This window comes from Pseudomonas sp. BN415 (assembly GCF_029871195.1).
GTDB classification, from domain to species: Bacteria; Pseudomonadota; Gammaproteobacteria; order Pseudomonadales; family Pseudomonadaceae; genus Metapseudomonas; species Metapseudomonas resinovorans.
Window position 1 is genome coordinate 36,941 of the sequence record NZ_SSOK01000010.1, and the last position, 23,621, is coordinate 60,561.

The window sequence follows — 23,621 nt, forward strand, 5'->3', positions numbered from 1 at the left end:
AAAGTTCGTGATTATTGGTTTCGGAGGAGGGCGCACATGCATGCAACGGCAGTGCGCCTTCGATAGCGCCTTAGGTTAGGCGCCTGATGTGCTTACTCAGCTTTAAAGCAGTAAACCGCCAGCTTGTTCCCATCGAGGTCGCGAGCATATGCGGCGTATGCGTTCGGAGCCCAACCACGCGGGCCGGGAGCACCTTCGTCTTTACCGCCGGCAGCAAGGGCAGCGGCATGGAAAGCATCAATGGCGGCGCGATTGGGTGCTTCGAAGCTAACAGTGACACCGTTACCTACGCTGGCAGGTTCGCCGTTTGCAGGTTTCAGTACGAAGAAGGACGGAGCGTCTACGCCCCAGATGGAGCCATTTTCGCCAAGATCTGCAATGCGCTTATTACCCAGCGCACCCAAAACGTTGTCGTAGAAGCTACGGGCTTTGGCCAGGTCGTTGGTGCCAACAGTTACGTGCGTGAAGATGGACATCTTGTGGTTTCTCTTTGTGGGTCTAAAGATGGCTGGAGAGCATTGCTCTCGGCCTTGGATAACTGGGTCGTTAGACTCAGTCTCGAAACTGGATAACCGTTCGGATGCTCTTGCCTTCGTGCATCAGGTCGAAGGCCTTGTTGATGTCATCCAGGGTCATGGTGTGGGTGATGAAGGTGTCCAAAGGGATCTCGCCATGCTGTGCCTTGTCCACGTAGCTCGACAGTTCGGTGCGGCCCTTCACGCCGCCGAAGGCCGAACCGCGCCAGACGCGGCCAGTCACCAGTTGGAACGGACGGGTGCTGATCTCGGCACCGGAGGGCGCCACGCCGATGATCACGGACTCGCCCCAACCCTTGTGGCAGCACTCGAGCGCGGCGCGCATCAGGTTGACGTTGCCGACACACTCGAAGCTGTAGTCGACGCCGCCGTCGGTGAGCTCGACGATGACGTCCTGGATCGGCTTGCTGTGTTCCTTCGGATTGACGAAATCGGTAGCGCCCAGCTCGCGGGCCACCTCGAATTTGTCCGGGTTGATGTCGATGGCGATGATCCGTGAGGCCTTTGCCATCTTGGCGCCGATGATCGCTGCTAGGCCGATACCGCCCAGGCCGAAGATGGCTACGGTGGCGCCTTCTTCTACCTTGGCGGTGTTGAGCACGGCACCGATGCCGGTGGTCACGCCGCAGCCGAGCAGGCAGACCTTCTCCAGCGGGGCGTCCTTGGGAATCTTCGCCAGGGAGATTTCCGGCAGCACGGTGTATTCGGAGAAAGTCGAGCAGCCCATGTAGTGGTAGACCGGCTCGCCGTTGTAGCTGAAACGGCTTGTACCGTCGGGCATCAGGCCCTTGCCCTGGGTAGCGCGCACTTTCTGGCAGAGGTTGGTCTTGCCGGATTTGCAGAACTTGCACTCACGGCACTCGGCCGTATAGAGCGGGATCACGTGGTCGCCCACCGCCAGCGAGGTGACGCCCTCACCTACGGCCTCGACGATGCCACCACCCTCGTGACCGAGGATGCAGGGGAACACGCCTTCGGAGTCAGCACCGGACAGGGTGTAGGCGTCGGTGTGGCAGACGCCGGTCGCCACGATGCGCACTAGGACTTCGCCCGCCTTGGGCGGCGCTACGTCGACTTCAACGATCTGCAGTGGCTGATTGGGGGCGAAGGCCACCGCAGCGCGAGACTTGATCATTCCAGATGTTCCTCGTTACTTGGATTTTTTGTTGGTTGCGGTCGTGCTTGTGCCGCACAGCAACGAACCGTGCACTCGGGCTCGTATAACAATTGCAGTGGTAATGCCTCAGAACACCTATCGAACGATTGCCCCAGGGGTAGGGCGTGACAGGCTAGGAAGGAGAGTCGTCACGCAACTGATGAGGACTCATGGTCTTGAACTCGCAACTGTCGTTTTGATGCACGAGGTTTGGATCAGAACCCGCTCCATTGCAGAGCGGGTTCTTTGATGACTCAGGCGTGTTCAGCATCCCAAGCCTTGATTGCCTCGCTGGCTACTCGGAAAGCAGCAAGAGCAGCCGGCACGCCGCAGTAAATTGCAGCCTGCATTAGCACAGCACGGATTTCTTCCCGAGTGACACCGTTGGTCAAGGCACCTTTCACGTGGACGCCCAGTTCGTGGTGTTGGTTCATCGCTGTCAGTGCAGCAAGGTTGATGATGCTCCGCGTTTTGAACGGGAGGGTTTCATCACCCCATACCGCGCCCCAGCAGTACTCAGTAACCAGCTCCTGCATCGGCTTATTGAAGCTATCCGCTGCAGCGTAAGAACGCTCGACGTGTTCTGCACCCAGTACGGCTTTACGATTGGCAAAGCCCTTTTCAAAAAGCTCTCGGTTCATTCTCTATTCCTATGCGTTGTCTTGGACTTGAATCGCAGGCATTTCGATGCCCGCCCACTGTTCGATGAGGCAGGCGATTCGAGTGAAGTCAGCTCCCTCGCCGTAAGTTGCGCGGGTCATGTTCAGGACCTGCCGCACGGCACTCCCGACGGGCATCGGCACGCCCATGGCCTCGGCTTCTTCCAGGCAGATGCGGGTGTCCTTCAGTGAAAGGCCGGTGGTGAACCCGAAGTCGAACGTGCGGGGGAGGATCGCTCGAGGGAGCTTGTCGGTGGTTGCACTGTTACGGCCACTTCCGGCATTGAAGACGTCGAGCATGACCTTCGCATCCAGCCCGGCTTTAACGCCCATTACCAAGGCTTCGCAGGAAACTGCCAAAGCCGTGACCGAGACCAGGTTGTTCACTAACTTCATCGTCTGACCCAGACCTGGTTCGTTGCCGCAGGAAATGACTTTCCCGAGGTTTTTCAGGATCGGGGTCGTCTCCGCTTGCTCGCGCTCAGGACCCGACACCATCAAGGCGAGCGTCCCTTTGCGGGCTCCTGCCGCTCCGCCACTCACAGGACAATCGAGCGCTGTGATGTCATGTGCTGCCAGTCCGCTGGCAAGCTGCTTGGCTGCCCGCGGGCCAGATGTGGACAGGTCGATGAACACTCGGACCTTGCCACCGTTGCAGACGCCGTTTTCACCCAGAGCGACCTTGAGCATGATGTCGGGGGTCGGCAAGCTGGCGAGTACGATTTCGGCTTGAGCTGCAACTTCGGCCGGACTGTGGGCGGAGGTTGCGCCCATCGCTACGAGGCGGCTCACCGAACTAGTGTTGAGATCAAAAACCGTCAGCGAATAACCTGCTTCTACCAGCCTGGTAGCCATTGGTTCGCCCATGGTCCCCAAGCCGATGAAGCCAATGCTTGGCAAGCTCATTCGTTACTTCCTCTGCTGTCTACTTGTGCTGAAACGGATTGCTTGAGCAACTGGATGATTGCTCGGCCGTGGGCGATTTCGTCGTCACAGACGGCGTGTTCGCGCCCTGGATAAGTCTCAAGCTCCACGTCGCCGCCCATGCGGCCAAAGACGGTTGCGGTCTGGTCGGTCCTGGCTAGAGGAACCCACGGATCGGCATCTCCATTTCCCAGGAAGATAGGGGTCCGCTGCAGCTTCCGATCAAGTAGCCAGGTCATTTGCTCCGGCCCGATCAGTCCACCTGTGTAGGCGACCAATCCGCCCCAACGAGTTGGATTGCGGTAAACGAATTCGCAGGCCAAGCATGCGCCTTGGGAGAAACCGAGTAGGACGATCCGGGATCGGGGAATGCCGCGATCTTCAAGGCGTCCGACTGCTACTTCCACGCGCGCGAGAGCGTGGTCGAGATGCGGCCGATTGTTCTCCAGCGGTGCCATGAACTTATCGGGATACCAGCTGTTGTCGCTCGCCTGCAGCGCTACGTAGGAAACGTCTTGCACGTTGAGGCGATCGGCAATCGCGACCATGTCCTGCGGTCCTTGCGTTCGGCCGTGGATCAGAATTACCGCCATGCCGGTAGCTTCTGGTGCCGGGCCGAACTCGTGAGCAGGTTGGTCCAGATGTGGGGTAGGGGACATGCCTCTGTCCTCAGTACTTGAGTGGTTCGAGGTATGCCGCGATTTCCTGAGCATTGGCGCCCAGCTGTGGCGGAATCTGGATTGTTCCGCCGAGATTCTCGTACGACTCGTCGACGAGGAAACCCTGAGGCTTGGACACCGAGGCTTCGAACAGGGCACCACCAGGCGTGCGAACGTAGATCGAGTCGAAGTAGCCGCGATCTTTGCGGTCGGAAACGTCGGTATAACCAAGGCCTTCGAGATGCAGCTTGACGCTGCGTTGGATCTCCAGGTCGGAGACTTCGAAGGCGCAATGGTGAACGGTGCCCTCGCCATAGGCCCAGGAACCCTGCGGCAGATTGGGTGCGAGCTCGAAGTCGATGATGGTGCCGGTACCACCATTGCCCACCTCGAAGCGGGTGAATGCACCATCGACTTCTCGCTGCTTCCCGCTCCAGCCGTAATGCATGAACTCGGAGGAGTTCTCCAGATCGCGAACCGTGACCGTAATGCCGTGGGTTCCACGAATACCAAATTCGCTTGGGATAGCCCCATTGGAGTACGGCTTGCGGTTGTCGTCAGCAATGCCGACTAGCTCATAGACGATGCCGCATGGATGGGCAAACTGCAGGAGCTTCTCGCCAAATCGTTCCATGAAGGCCGGCTTGAACCCGAAACTGGAAAGATGCTTCTCCCAGAAGCTAAGCGAGGAGACTGGTACCGAAAGGGCGAGAGTCTTGACCTGGCCAGAGCCACGACGGGCCTTACGACCGGACTGACGCATCGGGAAGCAGGTGACCAGCGTGCTTTCTTCGCCGAGGTCGTTCCCGTAGTAGAGATGGTAAATCGGCTCGTTTCCGTCGTAGAGACCGGTCTTTTTGACGCTCTTCAGTCCGAGCACCTTGGTGTGGAAGTCGTAGTCTTCCTGGGCACCGCCGACGTTCAGGGTAATGTGGTGATGGCGGAGGATATGCGGATTGATTTCCATGAGGTTCTCCAGGCGCGTTTTAGTTGGAGTTAGGACGGATGCCGAGGAAAGCGTTTTCGAGGAGCTCGCCGATGCTTGCTCGTTCGATCGTTCGGGGGTTCCAGTAAGGGGAGGCACAGGCGATGTCAGCCGCGCGCGCCACGTCTTCTCTACGAAGGCCGATGTCAGCGAGGCTTTTCGGAGCACCGTGCTTGGTGGCCAAGTCGTACAGCCCCTTGGCTGCGTCATCGACTCCGAGCGCTCGGGCAACACGCGCTATGGCTTCCGGAGCAGCCGACGCGTTGTAGGCAACCGCATGAGGAAGCACCACGGTATGGGTCTCCGCGTGCGGTAGATCGAAGCTGCCGCCGAGCGTGTGGCACAGCTTGTGGTGCAGGGACATGCCTACCGCGCCTAAACAGGTACCGCATGCCCAAGCGCCAAAGAGGGCATCGGAGCGTGCTTCGCGATCATTTGGGTTGGCATGGATGCGAGGAATGGCGCGGGCAATTGCGGCAATGCCTTGCTCGGCAAGCATCGAAATCAGTGGGTTGGCATCTTTCGAATACAGCGCCTCGACAGCGTGAGCAATTGCGTTCAGACCGGACGTGACAGTCAGCTGCGCCGGGAGGGTAAGGGTAAGCTCCACGTCATAGATGATGACTTCCGGCAGGACCTTTAGGGTCCGCTGTGTGGTCTTGATACCCTTTTCGGTCTGGCCGAGGATCGGGGTGGCTTCCGACCCGGCATAAGTGGTCGGAATGGCGATCTGGGGAAGGTCGGTGTTAAGTGCGATGGCTTTGCCAAGGCCGATTGTCGATCCTCCCCCAAGAGCAATGACGCAGTCAGCGTCTAGGCGCTTGACGTGCTCCACCGCCCGCGCCGTAACTTCGACGGGAGTGTGCATGGTGGCCTCAGTGAACGTACCGACTGACAGCTCCCCGAGGGAATCCGATAAATGCTGCGCTTCTGCCTTTTGATGCGGCGTTGATAGAACAAGCGCGCGTTTGCATCCAAGTAGCTGAACTTCTTCAGCAACCTGGCGAAGCGTATCGAAGCCAAATATCACACGCGCAGGAAGTGCGTTGTAGGAAAATGGTTGCATCGGATCTCCTCACTGACCTCTTATTAATATTGCTGCAGCACATCAGTAAAAATACTTGTAGGGCCGCGCAGGTCATCTATCGAAAGATAGATTTGAAGTTTTATCTCGCTTTCATGGATGCATCGACGATGCTGTGCACTACTGCTGTTAGATATCCAGTTCAAGAACAGGTGTTTTAGAGCGCGAAACGCAAACCAGCATGGTTTTTCCTGCTGCTTTTGCTTCGTCCGAAAGCACAGTGTCTCGATGGTCCGGTGTTCCGCATACAACTGTTGCCTCGCAACTACCGCAGATGCCTTCGCGGCAGGAGTAAGGGATCATGTAGTCATTTTCTTCGAGGACATCCAGAATGGTTTTGTCCGCGGGAATTAGGTATTCCTGTCCGGTACTCTTGATAATCAGTTTGAACCCGTCGTTGACTTCTGATTCGTCCTTTGGTCGAGCACTAAACCATTCAAAGTGAACGTGATCAGAAGGACGAGTTGAAGCGGCTTGCTCAACGCGTTGCATGAGCGGCATAGGTCCGCAGCAATAGATGTGGCTATCGGAGCGCATCTGTGAGATTGCCGATTCGACATCAAATTGGGTTCCGTTACTGTCGTCCAAGAAATGGAATGTGACTTTCTCTCTGTCGAAGCCCAGAAGCTCTTCGTAAAATGCGGCTCTCAATTTCGTGCGGGCGAGATAGTGCAAGTGCCAATTCTTACCTTGACGTTCACACCAGCGAACCATGGAAAGCATCGGGGTGATCCCGATCCCGCCGGCAATGAAGTTGTAGTGTTCAGCGTCAGCGACTAGCGGGAAATTGTTGCGCGGAGGCCGGACTCGCAGGGTTTGCCCAACCTTGAGGCCACCGTGAAGGAAGCTAGAGCCGCCCCGGCTCTCGGGGGAAAGGCTCACCGCTACTTGATATCGCTTGCGCTCAGTCGAGTCGTTGAACAACGAATAGTGACGAACCAGGCTATTAGGGAGGTGAACTTCGAGATGGGCACCTGGTGCGAATTCGGGAAGTTCTTTTCCGTCTGCGCACTTAAGTTCAAACGAAAGAGTGTCTTTAGCTTCCGATCTAATGGCGGAAATTATCAGATCTAGAAATTCGGCAGACATGGGGTACTCCTAGCAAGCAGGCTTACTGCTCGTTCTTGTTCGGTGTGGCTGAAAGAAACTTCGCAACTGCTTCCCTGGCAACGACGGACTCGTCCAGAACTAGATGCCCTGCATCTGCAAAGAATTGGATTTGTGCATTAGGTACGTATTTTTGCCAGTGCACAGCGAGGGGGGCTGGAAGAAGCCGATCTTCCTGTCCCCATGCAATTAGGGAGGGCATGCTCAGCTTCTGGAGTACCTCAGGCATTGATAAGTTGTTGAAACCATCCGAAAGCAGTCGCATTGTCGACGACGTCTCTCTTTCTCTCATCTTCATGAACTGCGGATCGAAGCCGTCAGGAAGGTAACGCTTGAGCGTGGAGAGATCGTTCACCATGTAGGCAGGGAATTCTTCCGGCTTTACTTCACGAAGGTCAGGAAGCGAGATGTTTTCCACTTCGAGACCAGCTGGAGCAATTAGAGCCAGTTTCGTAATTTGCTCAGTGTTTTCGGCCGCGTACTCAGCGGCCAGTCGGCCGCCGAGGGAAAAGCCGACGAGATGAAATCGACTTAGATTCATCAGGGAGAATAAGTTTCGGTAGTGATCTATGTAGTCTTGGAAGTTACTGGCTGACTCACTATCGTCTGACTCACCGAAACCGGGGTGATAGGGCAGGATGACGCGAAAACGATCGATCCATGTGCGGGCAAAGTCGATGCCGTGCCAGGTGCCGGCACCATGAAAGAACACGAGGGGTTCTCCCTGACCAGCGCTGTAGACAATAGTCCGAGTTCCTTCGACAACGTACTCGTCTCGTTGGAAACCGGAATGGTCCACACGGGCATCGCCCCACGTCATCGAATTCATCGAAGTACTCCTGCACTATTGTTATTGGCAGATACACGATGAAGGGTGCTGTGTGTTAGGACACCTATCCTTGGATAGCCTGATCTCGGCTAACTACTCGGAGAGGGGGGTGATGGGCTCAAACCGACCCAATGAAGCCGGTTTGAGCATGGGCAGAGAGGATCAAAGATCTAGGATGAGGCGGGAGCTTTTGGCTCGAGAGCAGCAAGGCATGAACTGGTCGTTCGCTGCCTTTTCCTCCGCGGAGAGGAACATATCGCGATGATCCGGCTCGCCACCTAGTACGCGCGTAGTGCAGGTACCGCAGATGCCTTGTTCGCAAGAATAGGGGATATCGATTCCATGCTCTGCCAGGGCTTGGACAACATTCATTTCTGCCGGAACGGTATACACCTCACCGGTGCTGCTGACCTGGACTTCGAATGCCTGATCCGCACCTGGCGCGGACGCTGGTTGGGCAGCAAAGTATTCCCGATGGAGGTGGTCTTCGCTCCATCCGCTATCCCGCGCGGTGTTGAGAATGAAGTCCATGAATCCGCCAGGGCCGCAGACGTATAGATGAACGCCATCTCCTGGCTCGCCAAGGACGACGCTGGCCTGCAGCTTCTGCTCTTCGGGGCCGGTATCGAAATGAAAATGCACGCGACTTGCAAAGGACGCTGACTTGATGCGGTCGACAAACGCCGCTCGGTCGTCAGAGCGTGAGCAATAGTGCAGCTCAAAGTCGGCGCCAATTGTTGCCAGGCGCTCCGCCATGCAGAGGATCGGGGTTATGCCGATGCCGCCGGCGAACAGCAGACTCCGCTTGGTCGCGTTGTGGAGTGGAAACAGGTTCTTCGGCTCGCTAATTTCGACCCGGGCGCCGACCTCCAATTGCTCATGCATCGACTTGGAGCCACCCCGTGAGTTCGGTTCCTTCAGCACGCCGACGAGATAGCGGTCTCGCTCATCCTGGGAGTTGCAGAGCGAGTACTGGCGTTGGTGACCATCGGGGGTGCGCACGTCGATGTGAGATCCGGCGCTGAATGCAGGTAAATGCGCACCATCGGCCCTGCGGAATTCGAAGCTTTTGATACCTTCCGCTTCGACTGCGATTGCAGTGACGACTACTTCCATCACATGACCTCCGTGGCGCTTTCACGAGCGATGAGTCGATCAAGGATGCGACGGGATTGGACGCCACCTGCGTCGATGTTCAGCTTGAGCAGCTTGCGTTCGGGGTAGGCCAGCAGGTTGCGTTGCTGTTGCTCAAGTATCTCGAGGTCTTCGGCGAAGATCTTCCCTTGGCCCTCCTGGATGCGTTCCGTGAGTGCGTGGTCCTGGGCTTGGAAGTTCCGGGCCATTCCCCAGAAGTACCAGATCGACGTTTCTGTCTCCGGTGTAATGAAATCGACCACGATGCTATTGGCCTTGAGATTCGCGGGCGCATTGATTCCACCATTGCCTGCCAGCGCCACGCCAACATCGATCAGCACATGGCTGGGAGGGGTGAAACGGCAAATTTGCCAGCGGTCAACGAGCTGATCGTCCGGAAGATTGTTGCCGCGGAGCGCCGCCTGCCAGAAGGGCGGGGCCATGATGTTGCTCATGAACCGCGAGGTGATGACTGTGTCGCCTTCAGAATGAGTGGCAACCGGAGCTTCGTCGATCTCCTTCTGGCCAATGCTTGACGCGTGCACGTACGTTTCGTGCGTCAGGTCCATCAGGTTGTCGATCATCAGTCGATAGTCGCATTGGATGTGGTACAGGCCACCGCCGTAAGCCCAGTCGGGGCTTTCAGCCCATTCGAGGTGGTGGATCTCATTGGCATCGGCAAGGGCGGCGTCGCCTGGCCAGATCCAGATGAAGCCGTACCGCTCGACTACCGGGAAGGAGCGGATGCAAGGGAAGCCTTGCACTCGTTGACCGGGCATCGAGACGGTCTTTCCATCGCAGCCCATGACCAGGCCGTGATAACCGCAAACGAGCTGTCCGTCCCTTACGAAACCAAGCGAAAGCGGGGCGCCACGGTGAGGGCAGAAATCCTCTACTGCATGGACCTTTCCTTCGACGCCACGGTAAAAGGCGATCTTCTCGCCACAAATCTGCCGCCCCAGTGGCTTGTCGGCGATCTCATCGGGTGTGCACGCAACGTACCAGGCGTTCTTCAGGAACATGATTGACTCCTCCCAGGCGGGATTGTTGTTATTGGATCCAATTTAGTTTGCCCATACGCCGAGGTAAGATGTCAATCGGGATTTTTGAATCCAATACGCAGGTGCGTAGTCCTTTTTTGGGAGTTGAAGATGAGCAAGCCCGGGCAGCATGTCCTCGTGACCCTTCGAAAAATGATCGCTTCTGGCGAACTCGCGGCTGGCGAAAGGCTGGCTGAAATACCCACTGCTGAGGCGCTTGGGGTCTCAAGGACGCCGGTGCGTATTGCTTTTCGCACGCTGGAGCAGGAGGGCCTGTTGAGCCGGGCCGGTGCCCGGGGCTATCTGGTCAGGGGCGTTAGTCCCGAGGAAATTGCGGGGGCGGTTGAGGTCAGGGGGGTGCTGGAAGGTTTGGCGGCCCGGCAGGCCGCTGAGCGAGGCTTGTCCGAGGAGTGCCTGCGGGGCCTTCAGCAATGCCTGGAAGAAGGGGATCTGTTATTTGCGAAAGGATTCGTCACTGACGATGACCTGGAGGCTTATCAGGATCTGAATATGCGCTTCCACAGTCTGATCATTGAGGCCAGCGGGAATCCCGCCATCGAGATGGCCCTGATGCGCAACAACCACCTTCCGTTCGCGTCCGTCACCGCGCTAGCTGTGGACCGTAATGACATGGCGCGGGAATACCGCCGATTTAATTTTGCCCATATGCAGCATCACGCCGTGTACGACGCGTTGATCCATGGTGCAGGCGCTAGGGCGGAGGGGATCATGAAGGAGCATGCCAACGCTACTTTGGGCTATGCAGAGCTATTTGCCACCAAGCAGTCGTCAAGACCAGGGCTGCGCGTCATACAGGGCTAAGGGGTATAGTGGATCCAATTTTGCGTTCGTGCCGCTTCGCTATAGGATCCAAAGCTTTGCCGGGCCGGTGCGGAAGGAGTGGCCAGCGCGCATTAGCGTTACCCGAGCACCGGCCTTCCCATGAGATGTCCCTTTCCGCTGTAAGCGCTCGGCTCCGTCCCGATCCCCTCGCTATCTTTTGATAGGTGTAACGCTCTCTCTTGCGCTTCTAACTGACAACCTCCCGCCCGACACGACCGTATTTCATGGCTCTGCGGGCAATAACAAAAAGATCTCAGGAGGTTGAGATGGCTGCCGGTAACAAGGTCGTCGTGGTTGGTGCTGGTCCTACTGGATTGTTGATTGCATTGGGGCTAGCGCAGGCCGGAGCCGAAGTCACCGTAATCGACAAAGGGGAGGGGGTTCTTCGATCTCCACGGGCAATGGTCTATTTGCCCTCCACGCTGAAGGTTCTTGATGACGTCGGGGTATTGGAAGACGCGAAGCGCATTGGCGCCTTTGGCTACCGATTCACTCAACACTTCCTGTTGTCTGGGCAAAAGGGTGGGCTTGATTTTCACGATCTGGAGGGAATCACCCCCTACTCGTACATCCTTCATTTCGGCCAGGATGAGCTCGCGGACTTGCTCCTTGAGCGGCTGAAAGCTCTGCCGAATGCGGCGATCCAGTGGGCGACAGCTTTCCAGGGATACACCCAATCCGACGACAAAGTGCAATTGCAGCTGGAGCGCGATGGTTGCGAAGAGTTCCTGGACGCTGATTGGCTGATTGGATGCGACGGCGCCGGTTCCGCTGTCCGCAAGGCCATGGGGGTTCAGTTCGAGGGCTTCACTTGGGATGAGGTCTTCATGGCGACGAACCTCATCTACGACTTCGAGAAGTTCGATTATGCCGACAACAACATGGTGGCCGATCCCGATGATTGGCGCGTTGTCGCAAAGATCAATAATGACGGTTTGTGGCGTGTTGCCTACGGCGAAAGCACGGAACTGACTGAAGAGCAGCGTGTTGCTCGTATCACTGAGCGCTTCAAGCGAATCCTGCCTGATCCCAGTGAGCCATACGAGTTGGTGCTGGCTAACTCCTATCGGGTGCATCAGCGTTCAGCTGAAACCTATCGAAGCGGAAGGGTGCTGCTAGCCGGTGATGCGGCTCACGCGACCAACCCAATTGGTGGCCTGGGACTCACTTCCGGGGTACAGGATGCGTCGTTGCTTATCAAATCCCTGTCCGCTCAGTTCAATAACCAGGCTGCGGACGACGCGCTGGATTGGTATGCATACGAACGTCGCCGCTGCTTCGTTGAGATCGCCAGTCCTACTGCCATTGAGCTGAAGCGCCGAATGCAGGAGCGCGAGCCGGCCAAGCGCCAGGCGGACGAGGCAGGCTTCTTCGCGATGCTCGGAAATTCGGAATACAAGCGCAAAGCGATGCTTTCCACCTTTGATCTCGCTGGGCGTCCGTACCGTGAAGATTGGCGGCAATCCTATGTAGCAGAGGATCTGCGCAACAACGGTGGGATCGTGAGCGGTCACGGAGGCGTGACCATCGAGAGGGCTGGTTAGTGGCGGCCTGTCACAGAAAAAGACAGGCAACCACCATCTCTATCTTTCGATAGGAGAGAAAAGATAGGGAATGCAGAAAGGTGTAGTTATTCGGCGTTGCGTCCTGCCTGGTGGAGCGCCGGATGACTAGCTACGAAGCAACAACGAAAAAAATGCTTTGCTATTACGTGCTTTATGTTGCGAGCGGATTTCTGGGCTAATTACGCGCGGGCGGATCTCTCCCTGTCTCTTACTACAAGGCAGTCCTAGTCACTTGCTGTGCTGCGATGGTTCAAGGGGTAATGTGTAAATAGATTCAGTCGACGTGCTGACTCTTCCCGATCGTAGCTAGTGTCCTGCTTAAACCTGGAAATGCAGGCGATGGAATTTATGTACTGTTCGGTCAGCCTCGTCAATCCGCGGAAACCAGCGCCTGGGACCGAGTCGCTATTTTAAAAATATATGGCGATGCTGCGCTAATCATACAGGTGAGGCGCGTATTGCCAAAGCGTGGTGCACGCGCTCATTCGGCATGACCCGAGCTTGGCGATCAAGTACGTCACACCGGGCTTTCTAAAGATAGGTTTTTGAGTTAGACGATTACCACACAATAAAGGTGGATAAGGCATTTCGCGCATCTGGGTGCGACCCTTAGGGGCCTTTCTCAAGACTTCATAATAAGAAGAGGAAAACAGTATGTTCGTGAAGAACTGTTGGTACATCGCAGCATGGGATTACGAGGTTCCTGGTGATACCCCTGTAAGTCGAACCATAATTAACGAACCGATCGTGCTCTACCGTGATAGCAAAGGGGATGTTGTCGCACTTCAGGATCGTTGCTGCCACCGCGCCGCGCCGCTATCACTGGGCTCGGTTGAAGGTGATGCACTGCGCTGCATGTACCATGGCCTCAAGTTCGCTCCGAATGGAAAGTGTGTTGAAGTTCCGGGCCAAGAAACGATTCCTGCGAAAGCCTGTGTACGAAGCTTCCCTGTTGTAGAGCAGCATAGTTGGGTTTGGGTCTGGATGGGTGATCCTGAATCGGCTGATCCTTCGCTAATCCCGCTCTCGGCCAAGCTTGACGATCCAAAATGGATATTCCGATCTGGCCAAATCGACTACCTCGCGCATTATCAGTACATCAACGACAACTTGCTGGACTTCTCGCACCTTTCGTATGTGCACCCGAATAGCTTCGGTTCGAGTCTCGACTGGGCTCGTACACGTCCGAAAGTAACCCGGCTTGAACGAGCTGTTCGAGTTGAGCGCTGGGTGGTAAGCCAGCCGGCGCCGCCGACTATTAGTGGTGTTACAGGTGACACTGTTGATATGTGGAATGCTTACACATTCTATGTCCCTGGCGTGATGATCATGCACAACGCTGTCTATCCGCCAGGTACCGCCGCACTTTTGGGTGATCAACCTCCTACCGACAAACCGCTGTTTGAATCCTTGACGTGTCAAGGCGTCACCGCCATTACCGAGACTACCTCCAGATACTTCTTCTCTTGGGGGCCCGATTCGATCCGCGGTAATGACGAGATGGCTGACGAGATGTTCAAAGCTGCCAGGATGGCCTTTGAAGAGGATCGCGTCATGATTGAGGCTCAACAGCGCGTTCTGAATCTCAAGCCGGACGCCGATATGGTGCCAACTTCTTCGGATCAAGCTCTCGGTCAGTTTCGCTGGATTGTTGACCGTTTGCGCAAGGCCGAAACTGTCCAAGGCTCCTGAAAGAGCTCTTTTACTGGAGTTGGTATAGAAAAGCGGGAGGCCGGAATTGAGTTTACTTCCAACTTATGAAGTCTTTGCGGTGCGTTACGCACGCGTGGACCGCAGTCGTCACGAGAATTTTATTGACTGCCATCACAACCACGATCATGCAATGCCAATGGACTACTTCGTTTGGTTAATCAAGGGGGAAGTAGATTCAATTCTGGTCGATACTGGCTTCAATCAACAGGCGGCAGATAAACGAGGTCGTGCGTTGTTGCGTTGCCCTATCGACTCCTTGAGAAACCTTGGAGTTAATCCTGATGAGCTCCACGACGTAATCATCACGCATCTCCACTACGACCATGCTGGGAATATTGATCTACTGCCCAAGGCAAGATTTCATATTCAAGATGATGAAGTGAGCTTCGCAACTGGGCGTTACATGCTGCATCGACCACTGCGTCATTCATACAACGTTGAAGATGTGGTCAACCTTATTCGGGGTGTCTACCAAAATAGGGTCGTGTTCCATGATGGCGATTATGAGTTGGTTCCTGGGGTCGAGGTATACAAGGTTGGTGGACATACCGCTGGCCTACAGGTAGTGCGTGTTCATACCTCGCGCGGATGGGTGGTGCTGGCTTCGGATGCTAGTCATTTTTATTCAAATATTCTCGAAGACTCTCCGTTCCCCATCGTATTTAACGTGGGTGACATGCTGGATGGTTATAGGCTTATTTCTCGGCTGGCGGACTCTCCAGATCATTTGATACCCGGTCATGACCCCTTGGTCCGACGTCGCTTTCCGGCTTTTGAGTGTGAGTCCGCGGATATTGTCTGCCTACATGTGCCGCCCACGACCAATCTGGATCACGGGGATCTCGAAAATGGAACTGCCTAGCTGTTATGTCGAGTTTATCCAAGCATTAGTTTCTAGGTTTGGTTGTCTCTATCCTTAGATAGGTGCTCGTCCTTCTAGGTGTTGATAGTTTCGGAACCTATGTAGTGCTAAGTCGCGGTCTTTGAGTAGGCGGTCCAGTTACTGGATCTGCAAAAAAAAATAAGAGGAGATAATTATGGCTGGCCTGTTTAGGGATTCCATCCCGTCTACTGATATTGATCTCTGGACTGAGGAGTCGATTCGTAACTCTGAAGAGATTAATGTAAGTAAGATTGGTCCTGTTGTTCGGCTTAATAAACATGACTGCTTCTTCGTCGGTAGCCACAAGGCCGCCCAGGCAGTCCTGAGTAACTGGAAGATCTTCTCTTCGACCGGCCGTCCCTTTGGTGTCGATGACCAATCGCTGGTCCCACGGATCCTGGTTACTGAGGATCCGCCGGAGCATAAGCGCGCACGTGACGCAATTATGAAAATCCTCGGTCCTGAAGGAATCAAGGGACTGGAATCGGAGTTTACTCGCCAAGCGGAAGTAATAGTCGACGAAATGTTGCGACGGCAAGTCGTGGACGGCGTTCAGGATCTCGCAGCTAGTTATATTCTTAAAATTTTCCCGGACATTATTGGCCTACCATCCGAAGGGCGCGAAAAGATTCTTAAGTTTGGTCTTGCTGCGTTCAATGGTGCTGGCCCCCGCAACGAGATTCTTACTAAATCCATCGTCGAGGCCGAGGACGCGTTCGCGTGGATGGACAAGAATGCAACTCGTGAAACTGTGTCGTCGGGGGGAATGGCTAGCAAGATCTACCAGCTTGAGAAAGATGGTGTCATCAACAAGGAAGAGGCCGATTTGCTTGTCCTCACCCTGCTGGGGGCCGGATTCGACACCACGATGACTGGTATCGGTAACACCCTTCACGCCCTAAGCCAGGATCCGGAGCAATGGGATGCCCTGCGCGAGGATCCCAGTCTTGTGAAGGCGGCCTTCGAAGAGTCGCTGCGATTTGACCCGCCACCTAGGATGCTGGGGCGATTGGTCATGTCCGATACCGAACTTGAAGGAATGCCGCTGAAGCAAGGCGATGTGGTCGGCGTTTTCCTCAAAGCAGCCGGACGGGATGAAAGCCGTTGGGATCAACCAGGAAAGTTTGATGTGCGGCGCCGGGGACCCCACCTCGGATTCGGTGTCGGTGTGCACAGCTGCGCCGGCCAGCTACTCGCCCGCGTCGAATTTGAATGCCTCTTCAGGGTTCTTCTGCAGAAAGTAAAGCGAATTGAGTTGGCAGGTAATCCTGTTCGCTTGATCAATAACAATATTCAGGGCTGGGTCAATGTCCCGCTCAAGCTTCATGCTGTTTAAACTTGGAGGACATTGAGAATGGCTAATAATGCTGGTGTTAATATTGATCATGTTGATGTGGTCATGAATTTTGGTGACCCGACACAAAAACTTTCTGTGATGGATGATGCCGTAAAGGCAAACGCAAGTATCAGGTTGATTCCCCATGATGTCAGGATCCACAACGCGAGAAACATCAACGCGTCCCTTGAGGAGAATGCGTTTACCCTCGGGCGAATTGATAGTTCGGTAACCAATTTCTTCGATGTGGATCAGGTCCGCTCGGTGTATTTTGCCGAGGTTGCTGAGCTCATTAAAGAAAAAACCGGTGCTGAATATGTGAAGGTGTTTGGTGAGCAAGTCCGTGGTGCTACGGAGGGTGGCCAGACGAATGCCCGTACCCCAGCCATGAACACCCATGTCGACTATGACATACCTACCGCGCACGCAATTGCTCAACTCTATGCGCCCGAGGAGCACAAGGCTCGTTATCTCTCCGGTCGGTGGATGATCATCAACGTTTGGCGGCCTCTCAAGACTATTGACCGTAACCCGCTGGCGGTAGTGGACGGTTCTACCATTTCTCGAGAGGACCAGCACCTTTGCAAACTGCTAGCAACTCGATCGGGTGTTAGTCCTGCGTTTGGATTCAATATCTCCTACAGCGATGAGCAACGCTGGTATTTCTATCCAGCCATGACCCCAGAAGAAGTTTTGATGTTCAAGATGGTCGACTCTGATGCTGAAGCCGTGCAGTGGGCCGCCCATAGTTCATTCAACGATCCGCACACCAGCCCCGATGCACCTGCACGAGAGAGTATTGAAGTTCGTACTATTGCCTACATCCCGTAGCGCCTAGATTGTAATCTGAAGTCTGGAGGTAGCGGTGCATACGCTAATTACCGGGGCGGCTGGATTTGTGGGCAGCGCCCTTGCTTGGGAGCTGTTAAGTCGAGCGGCCCCCGATGATACGTTCGTACTGACAGATATTGCTTTTGATCACGCTATATCTGACGCACGTGTCAATCAAATTGAAGGTCGATTGGACGATGGCGTTACTCTGACTCGTATCTTGGACGGAAAGCCGGACCGAATCTTTCATCTTGCGACTGTTGCGGGTCGACAATCGGTCGATAATTTCGAGCTCGGAAAGTCAACCAATCTTGACGCTACGATAGAGCTTCTTGAACGGTTACGTCTTCAAGGGAACTGCCCGCGGGTTGTTTATGCAAGCTCTGTTGCAGTGTTTTCTCCGCCTTGGGGTTCACATGTCGATGATGAGACGCTTCCAAATCCAGGGATTAGTTATGCCACGCATAAACTAATCGGTGAGCTTCTCATCAATGACTATACGCGGGCGGGCTTTATTGATGGTGTGGCATTGCGACTGTCGGGGATTGTTGCGCGACCCGCAGGTTCCATGACCATGCTCTCCGCCTTTTTGAGCGACGTGTTCTTTTCGGTGGCTGCAGGTCGCCCATTCACCCTTCCGATGGCGCCGGAGTCTGGAACGTGGGTGATGTCCTTGAAACGCTGCGTTGAGAATCTTCTTCATGCTGGGGAAGTAGCTGCTGGTGATTTACCCGCTAGACGAAACTGGACTCTGCCTGCGCTATATCTGCAGATGAAGGACTTTGTCTCTGCACTTGCCGACTACTACGGTCCTCAGGTCTATGAGCTTGTCACTTGTGAGTCTGTCCCCCAAGTTGAGGCGCTTTTTAAGCAGTGTCCGCTTAAAGCTCCAGGTGCACTTCAACTGGGATTTGTTGGCGATGGTTCAGTTGACGAGTTTGTTCGGAACGTAATTCTGACTAATCCTCAATTGGCCAAGCGCTGATACTTGACGAATAAATTACAAGAAGAGGTGTGTATGAGTAAGCTTGAAAACTTGAAAGGAAAGGTTGCTGTCGTGACCGGTGGCGCCTCCGGTATTGGCAGAGGCATCGCTGAACAGCTCATAGCTGAGGGCATGACGGTCGTCATTGCTGATATCGAAGAGGGAACCCTTCAAGCCACTGCCTCGGAAATCGGTGCGGTAGGTATTCGCACTGATGTAAGTAATTACGAAAGCGTCGAGGCATTGGCTCGCGCCACGGTCGAACGCTTCGGTACAGTCCATGTTGTTTGCAATAATGCTGGTGTCGGGCCCATGGGGGCGATCGCCGATTTGTCCATCTCCGATTGGCGCTGGATTATTAATGTGAATCTCTGGGGCGTCATTCATGGCGTCCAAGCGTTTCTCCCAATTCTGAAAAGCAATGCCGACGGCGGCCATATCGTGAATACGTCGTCGATGTCTGGCCTTGCTACTACTCCGGAGCTTGGTTCCTATTGCGTCACCAAGTTTGGTGTGAATGCCCTTTCTGAGGTGCTGAGCCAGGAGCTCGAAGGCTCCAATGTAGGCGTAAGTGTGCTTTGCCCTGGACCGGTGCGGACCAATATTGGCAAGAGCTCGCGTAATCGTCCGAATGAGCTGAATGACGGCAAGCTCCATGACGTAATGCTTGAGGAAACTGAGCATTTCGGCAATGTCCAGATTCCATGGCTGACGCCTGAATACACGGGTAAGCAGGTCGTTCATGCGATCAAAGAGGGTGAGCTTTTCATCTTCCCGCACCCTGAACTATTCGGCTTTATTTCCGATCGCCATGCATTGATCGATGCGGCTGTGCAAAAGGCTCTCGATTGGAAAGAGAAGAATCCGGCCTGAATCGTACGCATTGCATAATCTGCGGAGATATTGATGAACATCTCGAATTCAAAGAGCCAATGGTCAGAAGAGCGCCTTGACCTGGTGAAATCGGTCATTCGCGCCGATGTTGAGAAGGGTCTCTACCACGGTGCCGTGATTCGCGTATCACGTGCAGGCGTGGTTGGTCTGGATGAGGCCATAGGCTTTGAGGATGCGGATCACACCAGAAGTCTGAGCAAGAGCTCGGTGTTCAGCATTTTCTCGCTGACCAAGGCGTTTACCAACGTGCTCGCTCTGCGAGCTGTGGAGTTGGGTCAATTTGCCCTGACCACCAAGGTCAAAGACATCATTCCCGAGTTCATGGGGGCGCCCAGGGATAAGACCACACTTTTCCATCTGCTGACCCACACTACCGGTATGCCAGGGGTATGGACCCCGAAGCCCGATATGTATCAGGACCGCCTCGATGAGCTCCTGGCTGCCGTCTGTGAGAACGTACACGGTGTTATCGATCCAGGTCTGCGCTGCGACTACGCCCCCGCATGCAACCAGATACTGATAGCCGAGATGCTGAGGCGAACTGACCCCAAAGGTCGAGATTTCCGCAGCATTCTCCATGAAGACTTGTTTGCACCGCTGGGCATGGTCGATTCATGGCTGGGCGTGCGGCCGGATCTCCGTGCCCGAAAAGTCGTTCCGGACATGCGCGGTGTGGTTCCGATTGCTGTCCTGGGACGTACCCAGCCCGGGAAGTACAGCTTGTTCGAGGAAGAGGTGAACGAAGCCCCCCATGTTGGTGCAGTTTCGACTGCATCGGATATGTGGCGCTTTGCCGAGATGCTAAGGCTGAACGGCGAGTTGGATGGAGCCCGTATTCTTTCACCGCGGATGATAGAGCTCGCTCGTCAAAACTGGACTGGCGATCTCTACAACGAGCTTTACCGTGGCGTGGCCCTTCGCGCTGGTTGGGATAACCCGCCACCAGCCTACATCGGGCTAGGCTTTAGCGTGCGTGGCGAGAAGCTCGTGCATCATCAATTTGGCACGCTCACGTCTCGCGAGACCTTCGGAAATTATGGGGCTGGCACGACGATGTTCTGGATAGATCCTCAACTCGACATCAGCTTCTCTTGCCTCACTGCGGGCGTGCTGCCGCAGGCCGTCAACATCGAGCGATTCCAACGCATGTCCGACATCATCGTTGGCGCTGCGGTCTGACTTAGTCGTTCACCCTTTTGCGCGGTTATCTTGCTGGAGATTTCCGCGCTTCTTTTATCTCCGAACGCCGAGCTTTCGCGAAAGCGGCCATCTTCGTATTCCTCGAGCATCACGCTCATTCTGACGCCGAACAAAAGGCCTTGCACTGGCTCGCGCCGAGTGCAGGGCATGCGCTGTGCTCTTTTGGGCGGGGGCAGACAAGCCGACATTTCGCTCGCACCTGTTCCGCGACGGCAAAGGAGGAACCTGTCACTCGAGGTGGGCGAGGGTTCTCCCTCGCGGTTCTAAAAAGGCGTGCGTTGCCTGTGAAGCAGAGCTGCAGGTGCAGATTGTTGGACCAGGCACCGCGTTCAAAAAACGCTGGTTACCTGCATCCTGTTCCGCGGTGGTGGAAATAGGTTAATCGGCGTCAGAGTGGCTGTTTCGTGCGTTCTGACGCCTTCGTAGTTCGGACGCTTGGCCGGGCTTCGATCTACTGAATGATCCCCAACTGCCTGGCGCGTTCCACCGCTTGAGAGCGGCGCCGGATTCCGAGCTTGTCATAGATCTGCTGCAGGTACCATTTCACCGATCCCTCGGTCATACCAAGCCTGTTGCCTATCTCGCGGTTCAGCATGCCGGCAGAGACCATTAACAGGATTTCCATTTCCCTAGTATTAAAGGCGCCGATAACTGGAACGTCCTCGGCCTCCGTGAGCTTCGCCGCTTGGCTCGAGCTGCCGCCCATGTGTTCAAGAACTGTCAGAGCAAATGCGTCTCCTGTTTTCTCGCTAGTAGGAGTGCTCTCCAGTTGTTCTTTAAGCAAGCCTTCGAGCCAGGCACCTTCATCGAGGAACAAGCGAATAAAGCCACCAGGTTCGGCTGTTGATAACGCCTCTCTCAGTGTGCGCTGTGCGGCCCGTTTGTCTCCGGAGAGGAGTAGCAAGTGGGCTATCACCAACTCCCAACGGAGGCAGCTCCTCACGGCATCTCTGCCGTTAAGGTAGCGGTGCCACTGCTTGGCCAAGCCTAGTGCCTCGGGAATTCGATCTTCTGCCTGGGCAACACGTGTCCATGCTAAGGCTCTGGCTTCGTCGCGGCTCCTAGAGGTTGCGTGCGGTGCTACTGTTGCGGCTGGCTCTCCGCGCAAGCCATGCTTCTTACCGAGGCGAATTACGTCATCGATCTCACCCCGACGCAACAGAAGCTTCAAGCGCTCAGCAAGACTGAAGAACTTCAAGCGATCAAACTGGTGTTTCGCAGCAAAGGCGTCAGCTTCATCGAGTAGGCTAAAGGCTTTAGTGGGCTTTCCATCAATCATCGCCAGTCGTGCGGCGGTTAGCCAACCAGCGATTGCCTGATCTACAAAGCCCCTTTGGCTCGCAGAGGGTAGGTATTGGGAGAGCAGCTCGCGTGATTGTTCCAGATCGTCCAACTCGTAGTGGATTTTGGCGAGATGCATGGCAATCAGCGCGGCTAATGGTGAGCCTTTCCCGTCAATCTTTTCAGCCAGTTGTAAAGCCGCATTTAATTCATCGATAGCACGACGCGTCTGACCCGCTACGAATCGGGAGGGACCGATCATCGCTTGGTGGTATATATCGGTAAGCCCGCGTTCAAAGTTGCTGAAATACTCGAGGGCGAGAGAGTTAAGACGCTCCATATCATCGAACTTGAAGCGCTCCCGCCGAGCGTACATCAGTGAACTATAAAGGCTGCCTTTAAGAAGAGGGTGTGCGTCATGATAGTTATCAATTAAATACTGTGCACTTTCTTCAACGTTTTCCAGGTTGTCGGAGAGTAGTGATAGCATCATTTCGCGATGCTGGAAAATGAGGCGTAGCTCGCGAGACTCTTCATTAATACCATTCTTTCTCTCTTTCTCGTCCAAGCGCTGTCGGAGTGTAGAGAGCAGCCTTTTGCAAGTCTCGAACTGCCAAAGTGTCAGAAGCTTCCATACATGGGCCATGACAATCTTTGGATACTCCATCATAGTATCCATAGGGATTTTCTTGACCAGTGCTAAGGCTTCTTCCTTGGCGTCAAAAATTTCCTCCAAATGAGAGTTCATTATCTCAGCGGCCCGCAGATCATCTTGCGCCTGGATCGCATGACTAAATGCTTCGTTAAAATTGCCAGTGTTTTCAAGAACTCGACTTGCGCTGATGTGAAGTTCTGACACCCGATCTGAATATCGCTCCAGTAGTGTGCGATAGAGGAATTCAGAGAATAATGGATGTAGTCGGAAGTCCCGATTTTCGTCATCCAATGGGAGTAGAAAAAGCCCTTGGGAAAGACACTGAAGAAGTTTTTGCTGGCCGTCAGTGCGTTTCGTCAGGAAGTTACAGGTGGAAGCATTCAAGGTGGAAAGTATCGACGTCAAAATAAGGAACTCTTGAACGTCGTTAGGTTGATCTGCCAAGACATCTTGAAGGAAGAAGTCGGCAAATTGGCGCCGTTCGCCGCTAAAGTTCTTTAGGTCTTGAATAAGCTCGGGAGTGCGCTTAAGTAGCAGCGCAGCCAGCTTCAGACCTCCTGCCCACCCTTCAAGGCGCTGTACCAAGGACCGAATGTCTTCGGGGGTGATTGCTGTCACTGCGTCTGCCGCCAGCAAAGCGGTCGTTTCGTTTTCTTCGAAGCGTAGGTCCTGGCTGGTAAAGTCAGTCACTTTGCCATGCATTCGGTGTCTTGCGACTGACAGACATGGCTCGCCACGAAAGGAGAGTACAAATCGTACTCCTTGCGGAGTGTGGTCGATGAGCATGGAGAGGAGACGCACCGAGTCGGTGCCTGCCAAATGGTGAACATCATCCAGAAAGAGGTACAGCGGGGATTCTTCGCTGGCCTCAATCAGGGCCATGGTTCGATTGAAGGCTTCACTTAGTGTGTTGGAGCCAACCCGACTAATCGGGCCATGGATTTGATCGACATTGGATGCCAGCTCGATGGCTGCTCGGAGATAGGCACTGAAGACGGGCAGGCTCTGGTCTAGTGGGGTTATCGAGAGCCAAGCAGTCTGCATCCCTGACTTTTGCAGCTCCTGCTGGAGCTCGGCTAGCAAGCAGGTTTTGCCGTAGCCTGCCGGCGAACTCACAAGCGTCAGCGTCTTATGCGCACCCGATAGTACCAAGCTGCTTAGCTTCGCTCGGGCTACAAGGTTGCGAGCGTCAACCGGTGGCTGCAGTCTGGATGCGATCAGATATATCTGGTTCGGTTCAAGGGCGTCACGGTTGTGCGGCCCTTGGTCCTTAGTAGAGGCAGGAATCATGGCCATAGCTCTTCTTATTGGTATTGGTACCC

General features: G+C 54.9%; 21 protein-coding genes. 9 read left to right on the forward strand and 12 right to left on the reverse strand.

Features of this window, described 5'->3' with window-relative positions; genetic code table 11:
* Window positions 1-92 precede the first annotated feature (92 nt).
* The 11 genes from E8F20_RS02190 to E8F20_RS02240 all read right to left on the reverse strand — a co-directional run bounded on the left by E8F20_RS02190 (window position 93) and on the right by E8F20_RS02240 (window position 10,095).
* On the reverse strand, window positions 93-476 hold the full coding sequence (locus E8F20_RS02190; protein ID WP_179060091.1) for a VOC family protein: 384 nt from the start codon (window positions 474-476) through the stop codon (window positions 93-95).
* Between the two features lie 76 nt (window positions 477-552).
* Window positions 553-1,671 (reverse strand): S-(hydroxymethyl)glutathione dehydrogenase/class III alcohol dehydrogenase, encoded by a 1,119-nt coding sequence (locus tag E8F20_RS02195; protein ID WP_280282241.1) that lies wholly within the window; start codon window positions 1,669-1,671, stop codon window positions 553-555.
* A 275-nt stretch (window positions 1,672-1,946) separates the two neighbouring features.
* The gene (locus tag E8F20_RS02200; protein WP_179060089.1) at window positions 1,947-2,333 is read right to left on the reverse strand and encodes a carboxymuconolactone decarboxylase family protein; all 387 of its coding nucleotides are present in this window, start codon (window positions 2,331-2,333) and stop codon (window positions 1,947-1,949) included.
* Between the two features lie 9 nt (window positions 2,334-2,342).
* On the reverse strand, window positions 2,343-3,257 hold the full coding sequence (locus tag E8F20_RS02205) for an NAD(P)-dependent oxidoreductase (protein WP_179060088.1): 915 nt from the start codon (window positions 3,255-3,257) through the stop codon (window positions 2,343-2,345).
* The gene (locus tag E8F20_RS02210) at window positions 3,254-3,934 is read right to left on the reverse strand and encodes a dienelactone hydrolase family protein (RefSeq protein ID WP_179060087.1); all 681 of its coding nucleotides are present in this window, start codon (window positions 3,932-3,934) and stop codon (window positions 3,254-3,256) included. Before E8F20_RS02210 ends, E8F20_RS02205 begins: the two co-directional genes overlap by 4 nt.
* Before the next feature lie 10 nt (window positions 3,935-3,944).
* A complete protein-coding gene (locus tag E8F20_RS02215) occupies window positions 3,945-4,901 on the reverse strand; it encodes a VOC family protein (protein ID WP_179060086.1) in 957 nt (318 codons plus the stop codon).
* A 19-nt stretch (window positions 4,902-4,920) separates the two neighbouring features.
* Window positions 4,921-5,985, reverse strand: coding sequence for a maleylacetate reductase (locus tag E8F20_RS02220; RefSeq protein WP_179060085.1), 1,065 nt, complete (start codon window positions 5,983-5,985; stop codon window positions 4,921-4,923).
* A 147-nt stretch (window positions 5,986-6,132) separates the two neighbouring features.
* Window positions 6,133-7,092 carry a PDR/VanB family oxidoreductase gene (locus E8F20_RS02225; RefSeq protein WP_280282242.1) on the reverse strand — a complete coding sequence of 320 codons (960 nt, stop codon included), beginning with the start codon at window positions 7,090-7,092 and terminating at the stop codon, window positions 6,133-6,135.
* Between the two features lie 22 nt (window positions 7,093-7,114).
* A complete protein-coding gene (locus E8F20_RS02230; protein WP_179060083.1) occupies window positions 7,115-7,939 on the reverse strand; it encodes an alpha/beta hydrolase in 825 nt (274 codons plus the stop codon).
* Window positions 7,940-8,101: 162 nt separating this feature from the next.
* Entirely contained in the window at window positions 8,102-9,058 is a 957-nt protein-coding gene (locus E8F20_RS02235; protein ID WP_280282243.1) for a PDR/VanB family oxidoreductase, read from the reverse strand.
* Window positions 9,055-10,095: an aromatic ring-hydroxylating dioxygenase subunit alpha gene (locus E8F20_RS02240; RefSeq protein WP_179060081.1), complete on the reverse strand. Its 1,041-nt coding sequence runs from the start codon at window positions 10,093-10,095 to the stop codon at window positions 9,055-9,057. Before E8F20_RS02240 ends, E8F20_RS02235 begins: the two co-directional genes overlap by 4 nt.
* 129 nt (window positions 10,096-10,224) lie before the next feature.
* Between E8F20_RS02240 and E8F20_RS02245 the strand changes: the two genes are divergently transcribed.
* The 9 genes from E8F20_RS02245 (at window position 10,225) to E8F20_RS02285 (ending at window position 20,342) form a co-directional block, all read left to right on the forward strand.
* Complete coding sequence (locus E8F20_RS02245; protein ID WP_179060080.1) at window positions 10,225-10,935, forward strand: GntR family transcriptional regulator; 711 nt, start codon at window positions 10,225-10,227, stop codon at window positions 10,933-10,935.
* A 287-nt stretch (window positions 10,936-11,222) separates the two neighbouring features.
* Window positions 11,223-12,500 carry an FAD-dependent monooxygenase gene (locus tag E8F20_RS02250; protein WP_280282244.1) on the forward strand — a complete coding sequence of 426 codons (1,278 nt, stop codon included), beginning with the start codon at window positions 11,223-11,225 and terminating at the stop codon, window positions 12,498-12,500.
* Between the two features lie 675 nt (window positions 12,501-13,175).
* A complete protein-coding gene (locus E8F20_RS02255; RefSeq protein ID WP_179060078.1) occupies window positions 13,176-14,213 on the forward strand; it encodes an aromatic ring-hydroxylating dioxygenase subunit alpha in 1,038 nt (345 codons plus the stop codon).
* A gap of 46 nt (window positions 14,214-14,259) precedes the next feature.
* The gene (locus tag E8F20_RS02260) at window positions 14,260-15,096 is read left to right on the forward strand and encodes an N-acyl homoserine lactonase family protein (RefSeq protein WP_179060077.1); all 837 of its coding nucleotides are present in this window, start codon (window positions 14,260-14,262) and stop codon (window positions 15,094-15,096) included.
* Between the two features lie 175 nt (window positions 15,097-15,271).
* Window positions 15,272-16,453, forward strand: a complete 1,182-nt coding sequence (locus tag E8F20_RS02265; protein ID WP_179060076.1) for a cytochrome P450 — start codon at window positions 15,272-15,274, stop codon at window positions 16,451-16,453.
* A gap of 18 nt (window positions 16,454-16,471) precedes the next feature.
* A complete protein-coding gene (locus tag E8F20_RS02270) occupies window positions 16,472-17,284 on the forward strand; it encodes a CmcJ/NvfI family oxidoreductase (RefSeq protein WP_280282245.1) in 813 nt (270 codons plus the stop codon).
* Window positions 17,285-17,318: 34 nt separating this feature from the next.
* A complete protein-coding gene (locus E8F20_RS02275) occupies window positions 17,319-18,269 on the forward strand; it encodes an NAD-dependent epimerase/dehydratase family protein (RefSeq protein ID WP_280282246.1) in 951 nt (316 codons plus the stop codon).
* Between the two features lie 33 nt (window positions 18,270-18,302).
* Window positions 18,303-19,142 carry an SDR family NAD(P)-dependent oxidoreductase gene (locus tag E8F20_RS02280; protein ID WP_179060073.1) on the forward strand — a complete coding sequence of 280 codons (840 nt, stop codon included), beginning with the start codon at window positions 18,303-18,305 and terminating at the stop codon, window positions 19,140-19,142.
* Window positions 19,143-19,175: 33 nt separating this feature from the next.
* Complete coding sequence (locus tag E8F20_RS02285) at window positions 19,176-20,342, forward strand: serine hydrolase domain-containing protein (RefSeq protein ID WP_280282247.1); 1,167 nt, start codon at window positions 19,176-19,178, stop codon at window positions 20,340-20,342.
* 472 nt (window positions 20,343-20,814) lie between these two features.
* On the opposite strand, the gene E8F20_RS02290 is transcribed toward E8F20_RS02285, so the two are convergent.
* Window positions 20,815-23,595 (reverse strand): LuxR C-terminal-related transcriptional regulator, encoded by a 2,781-nt coding sequence (locus E8F20_RS02290; RefSeq protein WP_348529604.1) that lies wholly within the window; start codon window positions 23,593-23,595, stop codon window positions 20,815-20,817.
* Window positions 23,596-23,621 lie beyond the last annotated feature (26 nt).